Source organism: Acidovorax delafieldii 2AN, from assembly GCF_000175235.1.
Lineage (GTDB): Bacteria > Pseudomonadota > Gammaproteobacteria > Burkholderiales > Burkholderiaceae_C > Acidovorax > Acidovorax delafieldii_B.
In genome coordinates, this window is the sequence record NZ_ACQT01000162.1 from 1 (window position 1) to 8,631 (window position 8,631).

Genomic DNA, 8,631 nt, shown 5'->3' on the forward strand with positions numbered 1-8,631 from the left:
TGCGAGGCCACACCATGCCCCTCTTTCCCACTGGACACGCCACCCATCCCCAGTGGCGCATGGCTGCCGCCCTGGTGGTGGCGCAGTTGCGCGCCCAGATGGCGCTGCCCGCCTATGCCAGCGCGCCCACGCTGGGCCTGGCCTACATCACCGACCACTACGCCGGCGAGGCGCAGCCCCTGCTCGATTACCTGGGGGCCGAACTGCCCGAGGTGACCGACTGGAGCGGCACCGTGGGCGTGGGCGTGTCGGCCAACAATGCCGAATATTTCGATGAACCCGCTCTGTCGGTGATGCTGCTGGACATTCCGGCCGATCAGTACCGCGTGTTTTCCGGCGTGGCCCCGCTGCCGCGCAACCCGGCCAGCGGGTTCGAGGCGCATACCGCGCTGGTGCACGCCAATGGCCATACGGCCGAGCTGGCGGAGCTGCTCGAAGAGATGGCGGCGCGCACCACCACCGGCTACCTGTTCGGCGGGCTCAGCGCCAGCCGCGGCGCCAGCGTGCAGTTTGCCGTGGGGGGCAACGGCAACATGGCGGGGCAGGGGGCTGCCGGGGGCGTGTTCGATGGAGGGCTGTCGGGCGTGGCTTTCGGGCCCGGTGTGGCGCTGCTGTCGCGCGTCACGCAGGGTTGCCAGCCTGTCGGGGCGCTGCACACCGTCACCGCCGCGCAGGACAACGTGGTGCTCGAGCTGGACGGGGAGCCCGCGCTCGATGTGCTGTTGGACACGCTGGAGGTCTCATTGGATGGCGACCCGCAGCCCGCACTGCGCAAGGTGCGCGCGACGCTGGCGGGCCTGGTCGATGCCGGCGAGCAGCCCCAGGGAGCGCAGCGCACGGGCCACTTTGGCACCGACACCCGTGTGCGCCACATCGTGGGGCTCGATGGCACGCGCCGGGGCGTGGCCCTGGCCGACCAGGTGGAATCCGGCATGCACCTCGCGTTCTGCCAGCGTAACGTGGCGGCGGCGCGCGCCGACCTGATGCGCATCTGCGCGGAAATCCGCGAAGAGCTTTCGCCGGAAGAACTCGAGCAAGTGCCCCTGTCCACGGGGGCGCAGGCCGGCCCGGTAGATACTTCTGGCAGCGCCAGAGCGGCGGCGGGCCAGCCGCCAGGCCGCTCCATCCGCGGCGCCATCTATGTGAGTTGCTCGGGGCGCGGGGGCCCCCATTTCGGCGGGCCCAGTGCCGAGCTGCAAATCGTGCGCCACGCCCTGGGCGACGTGCCGCTGGTGGGTTTTTTTGCCGGTGGCGAAATCGCGCACCACCACCTGTATGAGTACACGGGGGTGCTCACGGTGTTCGTCGGCATCTGAAGCGCAGGCCTGCGCCGCGGGCTGCCCCGCCAATCGGGAGCGGCCTCTCACACGGAGGCGCTGCGGGGCGGTATCCGCGCGCGTTCCATGTCGCGCGGTCGTCGGGGTGGTGGTGGATGCGGAGCTTCAGCCTCCTTCGGTCGGCAGGCCGGCGGCATCCCATTCGGGCAGGCCGCCGCGCAGCCAGTACACGGCCTTGAAGCCCTTGGCCGTGGCCACCTTGGCGGCTTTGTACGACTTCCAGCATTCGGCCCCGTTGCAGGCAAAGATCACGGGCTTGGCCTTGTCGACCTGCGCCACTTTGTCGAGGGCCTGGAAGTCGTCCTGGGCGGGGTCGAAAGCCACGTCCTTGAGGCTTTTCTCGACATAGGCGGCAAAGACCGCGCCCCGGATGCGGCGCGCCTTGTATTCCTTCTCGGTGCGTGTATCCACCACCATAGCGCCCTGCGTCTGCAGCAGTTGCGCTTCCTTGGCCGATACGCGGTTCACGCCCGGCAGGCTGTTGGGTGTGAACAAGCCCAGCTCGGCCACGCGCCGGTATTCCTGGGCATCAGGGCGCTGCGTGACGGGAGTGAGCCCCGTGGACGCCGAGGCGGCGCCGCTGAACCACTGCCCCAGCCGGCTGCGCATTTCGGCCGGCAGATCCTTGCGCACCACGATCGAGAATCCCCCCGGCACCGGGTGCGACGTGGCCAGCACGCGCGCGGCGCCGGGGGTGCCCGGCCGTCCAGGCCGCCCACTCGTCGGCGCGCACCACCGTGGCATCGGCGAGGCCGAGCGTCAGCGCGCTCAGGCCGGCCTGGGGGTACTTTTCGTGCTGCACCGATTTGAGGTCCTTGAATGACAGGCCGGCTTCGTTCAGCATGCCGCGGGCCATGTAGGTGTAGACCGAATCCTGCTGCGGCAGGTAAAGCCGCTGGCCCTTCATGCCCGATACGGCCGCCAGCTGGGGGGCGCCAATCAGCAGGTATTGCTCGGACTTTTCTGTCGACCCCACCAGTTCGTAGCCGCGTTGCAGGGCCGAGGCCGCCACCTGGGCGGGGCCAATGAATACGTCGTAGCCTGCACTGCGGGTGGCGCGCATCACGTCGGCCAGGTCCTCGCTGGTGCTGAGCGTGAGGGGCTGGCCCGCCGCCTGCGCGAGGCCGGATTGCAATGCGTTGCGCACGATGGTGTGGGCCGCCTTCTTGGCCGTGGGCTCCACTGCGACGAGGGCCGTGAGCTGGGCCCGTGCCCAGGGGCTGGCCAGCAGGCACAGCAAGGCCAGGGCGGTGGCGTGAAAGTGGCGGTGCATGGCGTCTCGTCTCCTTGTGAACGTGTGGGGCCGTCGGGTGGTCGCGCGCCGCCCTGCGTTTGCGAGGCCGTTATCTCTTTGTCTCTGCAGGCGGCGTGTGCCCCGATGTGGCGGGCCCTGTGCCGGCGGCACCGGCCCCAGGTTCGCGGCACCCCTACCAACCCATGTGCGCGGCGCTGGCCATGCCGGGCCTGCGGGCAGGCTGGGTAAATATGCCCGAGCGCTGTGAATTCGCGAACGTTCATGGCGGATTTGTTGCCATTGTTTACACCTTTGTATCAAAACCACTTCGCCAAAAACACCGGTCCCCACAAAATCGGCCCAGCCCCTTCCCGCAGCGCCGGGTGCCACCGTTGCTGTGGGGCGGACTTCATCTGTCTCACTGTTTTCCAGAGGACCCTGCCCATGAAGAACCCGATGACACTGCCACGCCGCCACATGCTGGCCGGAAGCGCCGCCGCCCTGAGCGCGCTGGGGCTGGCGGGCTGGACTGGCGTTGCACGTGCCCAGGCCGCAGCTGCTCCCAAGCCTCTGCCGGGCTACGCTGGCTGGAAGAGCGCCAATGCGCTGATCGTGCACAGCGGCAGCACCCTGGAAACGCGCCGTGCGGCCTTTGGCACCAGCGTGATCACGCCATCGGGCCAGTTGTACGTCCGCAACAACCTGCCCGCACCCGACGCAGCCATCCTGGAGAACCGCGATGCCTGGTCGGTAGCGATCGAAGGGGTGAAGAGCCCCCGCACGCTCACGCTGGCCGAACTCAAGACCCTCGGCCTAGAGACAGTGGCCACGGTGTTGCAGTGCTCGGGTAACGGACGTGGGTTCTTCCCCAGCAAGCCCAGCGGCACGCCCTGGACGGTGGGCGCCGCCGGTTGCGTGGTCTGGAGCGGTGTGCCGCTGCGCGCCGTGGTGGCGGCCCTGGGCGGCCTGGCCGATGGCATGGCGTACGTCACGGGAACGGGGGGGGAGAAGCTGCCCGAAGGCGTGGACCCGCTGAGCGTGCTGGTCGAGCGCTCAGTGCCCCTGAAGGCAATGGACGACGCCATCCTGGCCTGGGAAATGAATGGGGAGCCCCTGCCGCTCGCGCACGGCGGGCCGCTGCGCCTGGTGGTACCGGGCTACCAGGGCGTGAACAACATCAAGTATGTGAAGCGCGTGGCGTTCACGCCGGCGCAGTCCCAGGCGCGCATCATGCAGCACGGCTACCGCATGTCGCCACCGGGCACCAAGGCCAGCCCGGACCAGCCTTCGGTGTGGGAGATGACGGTCAAGTCCTGGATCAATGGCCCGTTGCCCGAGCAAGGCCCGCTCAAGGCCGGCGTGGCGCAGGTGCACGGCGTGGCGTTTGGTGGCACCCACCCCGTGAAGGGGGTGGAGGTGTCGGTGGACGGCGGCAAGACCTGGCAGGCCGCGCAACTCGTGGGCCCCGATCTGGGCCGGTTCGCCTGGCGCCAGTTCGTGCTGCCGGTGCGCCTGGGTGCGGGCACCCATGTGCTGGCCAGCCGCGCGACCGACACCGCAGGCAACGTGCAGGCGGAGCAACGCGAGGAGAACGTGGGCGGCTACAACAACACCAGCTGGAGCGACCACGCTGTGACCGTGACGGTGGCCTGACGTGGCGGTGGCAACCGGGGCGTGGGTGCCCCGCGCTGTCGTGGTGGGGTGCCTGGCCTGGCTCACCGGTGGGAGCCACGCGGCCGAGCCCGCCGAATTCGCACGTGGCAAGCTGCTGTTCACCACGCTGCAGCCCGCCTGCGCCACCTGCCACACCCTGCAGGCGGCTGGCGCCGAAGGGCAGGTGGGGCCCGTCCTCGACGAACTCAAACCCGATGCACAGCGCGTGCTGCGCGCGCTGCGCAATGGCATCGGCATCATGCCGTCGTACGCCGAAAAGCTCAGCCCGCAGGACATGCAGGCCGTGGCGCGGTTTGTGTCGCAGGCCACGGGCGGCGCGCCCTAGGCACCGGAGGGTCGGTTTTCCGGCCATTTTGGGGTTGGGGCTCGTTGCGGGAGGGCTGCTCCCCCTGACGGGCTGCTCCGCTGTGCCGTCCGGCATGGGGCACTTCTCTGCGCTTTTCGGCGGGCCATCCTGCCTGCCTTGTACGGCCGTCTTCTTGGCGGTCGCCATTGGGTGCACCGCCCTGCAAACCGCCTGGCGGCGGCGGCAGGCCGGGGGGCTCAGGCGCGCTTCGGGGCTGCCACCAGCGGCGGTGTGCTGCGCCCGGCGGCCACGCCCTGGAACGCAAAGTCCACCTCGGGCACACGGCCGCTCACGATGTCCGCCAGGGCCTTGCCCGAGCCGCAGGCGTGTGTCCAGCCCAGCGTGCCGTGGCCCGTGTTGAGGAACAGATTGGCCACCTTGGTGGCGCCGATCAGTGGCACGTTGCTGGGCGTGGCCGGGCGCAGGCCGGTCCAGAACTGGGCCTGCGTCGTGTCGCCCGCGCCGGGGAAGAGCTGCTCCACACGCCGCACGATGGCCTCGCAGCGCACGGGGTTCAGGTTGCGGTCATAGCCGTTCAGCTCGGCCGTGCCTGCAATGCGCAGGCGGTCGCCACCCCGCTCGCTGGTGTAGCGCGAGAACACGAGCTTGAACTCGTCGTCCGTCAGACTCACCTGGTGCGCCTTGCTGGCGTCCTTGACCGGCATGGTCACCGAATAGCCCTTGGCCGGGTAGATGGGCAGGCGGATGCCCAGCGGCTGTGCCAGCAGCGGGCTGAACGAGCCCATGGCCAGCAAGAAGGCATCGCCGCGCACGCGCTCGAACCGGCCTTCGGCGTTGGTCACTTCCACATGGTCGATCTGGCCACCCACCTCGCGCAGCGCGGTGATGTGGTGGCCCAGGCGGAACTGCACGCCCGCCGCCTCGCACAACTTGGCCAGCTCGCGCGTGAACTGGTTGGCGTCGCCGGATTCGTCCTCGGCCGTGAAGGTGGCGCCCGCGAGCTGGGGGCGGATGTGGGCCAGCGCGGGCTCGATGCGCACGGCTTCGTCGGCGCTGATGACCTGGCGCTCGCAGCCGAGTTGGCGCATCTGCTCGGCCGGGGCCAGGGCGCCGTCAAATTCTTTTTGGTTGGTATAGAAGTGCAGGATGCCCTGCGTGCGCTGGTCGTACTGGATGCCGGTGGCCGCGCGCAGCTGCTGCAGCGTATCGCGGCTGTAGGTGCCCAGGCGCACGATCTGCTCGATGTTGTGGCGCGTGCGCGCCGGGGTGCAGTTGCGCAGGAAGGACAGGCCCCAGAGCCACTGGCGCATGTCGGCGCGCAGGCGGAACAGCAGGGGGGCATCCTCCTGGCCCAGCCACTGCAGCACCTTGAGCGGCGCGCTGGGGTTGGCCCAGGGCTCGGCGTGGCTCACCGAGATCTGGCCGCCGTTGGCAAAGCTGGTCTCTGCCCCGGGCGCGCCCTGGCGGTCGATGACGGTCACGTCATGGCCGAGTTGTTGCAGGAAATAAGCCGAAGTCACGCCGAGCAAGCCGGCGCCCAAAACGATCACGCGCATGATTTTCAAAGCCTTTCTGGGCTCTGGCGCTTGAAAGACGTGCGCTTGCAGCTATGAATTCAATAGCGTGCAGCGGGCGCGTGTCTGCCCAAGCTGCCGCTCCCCCTGTCCTTGGTACCTGAGAGATTCACCGCACGGCCCACATGGCGCACGGTTTGCTCCTTCGGTGCGCCACAACGCTGCTGACAGGTGGTGGCGGCTCTCCAGACGGCTGTGATGAATGGTGCAGTACGGAACCTGAGCGTGTATGGGAGTTTGCGCCTTCGGTGCAGCAGCGGCCTTGCGGGCCGCCGTGCTCTCCTGCTCGGGGCATTCTAGGGGGCGGATCTCGCCTGGCGCGAAGCCGCCGGTGCTAATGCGCCGCAATCTTTGCTGATCCTGCCCATGTGCGGGCTGCCGGCAAAAGCCGGCGTGCAGTTCAGTTGGCCTGCGGGAACACCGCCTCGCCCAGGTTCAACATGAGGCGGTTGGCCCAGGCAAAGAGTGCGCTGGCGTGCACTGCATCGAGGATTTCCAGATCCGACAGCCCGGCGGCGCGCAGCGGATGCAGGTGCTGTGCCGCGAAGCTGCCCGGCGTGCGCGTCAGTGCCAGTGCGGCCTGCACGATGGCGCGCTCGCGGGCGTTGGTGCCGGCGTGGTCGGGGTCGGCAAAGAGCTGGGCCATGACATCGTTGCGCCGCGCCAGTTGCTCGAACCGCTGGGCGTGCACCGAGGCGCAGTACACGCAGCCGTTGGCGCGCGACACGGCTGTGCTGGCGACTTCGCGCTCGGCGCGCGAAAGGCCGCCGGGCGCGTACATGATGGCGTTGAAGGCCTGCGAGCGCTCCGACAACACGCGGGCCTGGTGCACCAGCAGCAGGTAGAAGTCGGAGCTGCGCGCCTTCGGATGGCTGAGGTCGAGCACGGCCTGCTGCTCGGGCGTGGCGGTGGCGGGGTCCACCACGGGCAGCCAGGATGTCCAGCCCAGCGTCTCGCTGGTGTAGCCGTTCAGGCGCAATGGCTCGCCAGGCGCGGGCAGGTTGGCGGGGTGCACGAAGGGTGTGGCGTCGGCTGCGGCGGGCGCAGCGGCGCCCTCACCACCACCGCCCAGGGCATCGAGCGCAGCCACGCCGGCCACCAGGCGCAACTGGTAGGTCACGAATCCGATGAGTTGTGCCAGCAGCACGGTGTCGGGCACCGAAAGGCCTGCCGCAGGCAGTGCCAGCAGCGCCGCGCGATCGCCGCGGTCCGGGTGGGTGGCGAGGGTGCGGGTGAATTGGGCGATGGCCTGAAGGCGTGTGTCGGCAGGCGTGCTGCCGGGTTGCTCCAGCAAGGTTTGCAGCGCGGGCGGCAGGGTGCTGCCGGCCAGGCGGCCTGTGTAGTGCGCTGCCAGCGTGGCGGTGCCGCTCTCGCGGGCGATTTCGCTCGCCACCCACAGGCGTTCGGCCTGGGTCAGTGTGCCGGACAGGTCGGGGCTGAACAGGGCGTTGTAGCAGCCCTGCGTGGCAACGGCCACCTTGTCGCGGGCGTGGCGGGTGGCAAAGGCCGGGCGCTCGGGCGTGAGCGCGAGCAGGGTGTCGATGGTGTCGGGGGTGGCAGTGGTCATGGATGCAAGGAAATGAAGAGGCCGCCCGCAGGCGGCCAGAACGTGTCAGGCGCGCTCGCGGCTTGCCGGGGCCAGGGGTTGCTCCACACGGCGTGCCGTGTCGGCAGCCGTCCATTCGTCGCCCAGCAACTCGGGTTCGGAATAAGCCAGGAGGTTGGCGTAGTGCTGCTCGATGTCTTCGCGATAGAACAGGCTGGCCAGCCCGTTGGCCAGCCGCCGCGCGCCATCGCTGATAGCAGGGATGTCGCCCGACACCGTGCCATGCGACAGCGCCGCCGGGTAGCAAAAGCAGTGGATGCGCTCCAGGCCCGGACAGCTGCCGGGGGTCTTCGGCTGGAACTCGAACACCGGGCCGAGGTCGGGCGAATCGGCCAGTTCCTGGTCCTCATCGCCGGGCGTCGGCTGGTAGCGGTCGCCCCATGCGCGCACATGGGGCGCGATGTGCGCGAACTCGGGCTTTTGCCGCCAGTCGATGGCAAAGCCGGTCGACACGATCAGGAAGTCGAACACGAAGGTGCCCTTGGGCGTGGCCACGCGCAGGGTGTCGCCTTGCAGGTCCACGCGCTGCACCGGGCAACCCAGGTTGAAGTGCGCGTTGGGGTGCCGGGATACGCGCAGCGTGCTGCCGTGCGGTGGCGGCACCTGCTGCACGTTGATGTAGTGGCGCAGGCGCCACTTCCATTCGTCGGGCAGGTCGTAGTGGCCATGGGTGAGGCCCGGCACGCCGGAGCCCTTGGACTTGTTGATGCGCGGCAGATCGGTGCGGCGCACCAGCAGGTCCACGCTGGCGGCGCCGCATTCCAGCGCGGTGGCTGCGCTGTCCATGGCCGACGAGCCTGCGCCCACCACGCCCACGCGCAGGCCGCGCAAAGTGGTGTAGTCAAGCACGTCGGATGAATGCGCCCAGCGGCTGCGGTCCACGCCCTGCATGAACGCCG

7 protein-coding genes, 1 pseudogene and 1 riboswitch are annotated in these 8,631 nt (G+C 69.3%); of the genes and pseudogenes, 3 read left to right on the forward strand and 5 right to left on the reverse strand.

Going from position 1 to position 8,631, the window contains the following annotated elements:
• Positions 1–14: 14 nt before the first annotated feature.
• Positions 15–1,316 carry an FIST signal transduction protein gene (locus ACDELDRAFT_RS16155; protein ID WP_005798732.1) on the forward strand — a complete coding sequence of 434 codons (1,302 nt, stop codon included), beginning with the start codon at positions 15–17 and terminating at the stop codon, positions 1,314–1,316.
• Between the two features lie 126 nt (positions 1,317–1,442).
• On the opposite strand, the gene ACDELDRAFT_RS25790 is transcribed toward ACDELDRAFT_RS16155, so the two are convergent.
• Together ACDELDRAFT_RS25790 and ACDELDRAFT_RS25795 are read right to left on the reverse strand one after the other, a co-directional pair.
• On the reverse strand, positions 1,443–1,946 hold the full coding sequence (locus ACDELDRAFT_RS25790; protein ID WP_232504795.1) for a rhodanese-like domain-containing protein: 504 nt from the start codon (positions 1,944–1,946) through the stop codon (positions 1,443–1,445).
• The gene (locus tag ACDELDRAFT_RS25795; protein WP_005798736.1) at positions 1,867–2,610 is read right to left on the reverse strand and encodes a PhnD/SsuA/transferrin family substrate-binding protein; all 744 of its coding nucleotides are present in this window, start codon (positions 2,608–2,610) and stop codon (positions 1,867–1,869) included. Before ACDELDRAFT_RS25795 ends, ACDELDRAFT_RS25790 begins: the two co-directional genes overlap by 80 nt.
• Positions 2,611–3,015: 405 nt before the next feature.
• Here ACDELDRAFT_RS25795 and sorT point away from each other — a divergent pair, with 405 nt between their 5' ends.
• Both sorT and sorU read left to right on the forward strand, forming a co-directional pair.
• Positions 3,016–4,224, forward strand: a complete 1,209-nt coding sequence (gene sorT, locus ACDELDRAFT_RS16165; RefSeq protein WP_005798738.1) for a SorT family sulfite dehydrogenase catalytic subunit — start codon at positions 3,016–3,018, stop codon at positions 4,222–4,224.
• A 25-nt stretch (positions 4,225–4,249) separates the two neighbouring features.
• On the forward strand, positions 4,250–4,570 hold the full coding sequence (gene sorU / locus ACDELDRAFT_RS16170) for a SorU family sulfite dehydrogenase c-type cytochrome subunit (RefSeq protein ID WP_050784189.1): 321 nt from the start codon (positions 4,250–4,252) through the stop codon (positions 4,568–4,570).
• A gap of 218 nt (positions 4,571–4,788) precedes the next feature.
• Here the strand turns inward: sorU and ACDELDRAFT_RS16175 are convergent, their stop codons facing one another.
• The 3 genes and pseudogenes from ACDELDRAFT_RS16175 to ACDELDRAFT_RS16185 form a co-directional block, all read right to left on the reverse strand.
• Positions 4,789–6,108: a D-amino acid dehydrogenase gene (locus ACDELDRAFT_RS16175; protein ID WP_005798742.1), complete on the reverse strand. Its 1,320-nt coding sequence runs from the start codon at positions 6,106–6,108 to the stop codon at positions 4,789–4,791.
• A 95-nt stretch (positions 6,109–6,203) separates the two neighbouring features.
• A riboswitch (glycine riboswitch) is annotated at positions 6,204–6,325 on the reverse strand.
• Positions 6,326–6,526: 201 nt separating this feature from the next.
• A complete protein-coding gene (locus ACDELDRAFT_RS24245; RefSeq protein WP_005798744.1) occupies positions 6,527–7,693 on the reverse strand; it encodes a CMD domain-containing protein in 1,167 nt (388 codons plus the stop codon).
• Between the two features lie 45 nt (positions 7,694–7,738).
• Positions 7,739–8,631, reverse strand: a pseudogene (locus ACDELDRAFT_RS16185) (NAD(P)/FAD-dependent oxidoreductase); the annotation flags it as partial.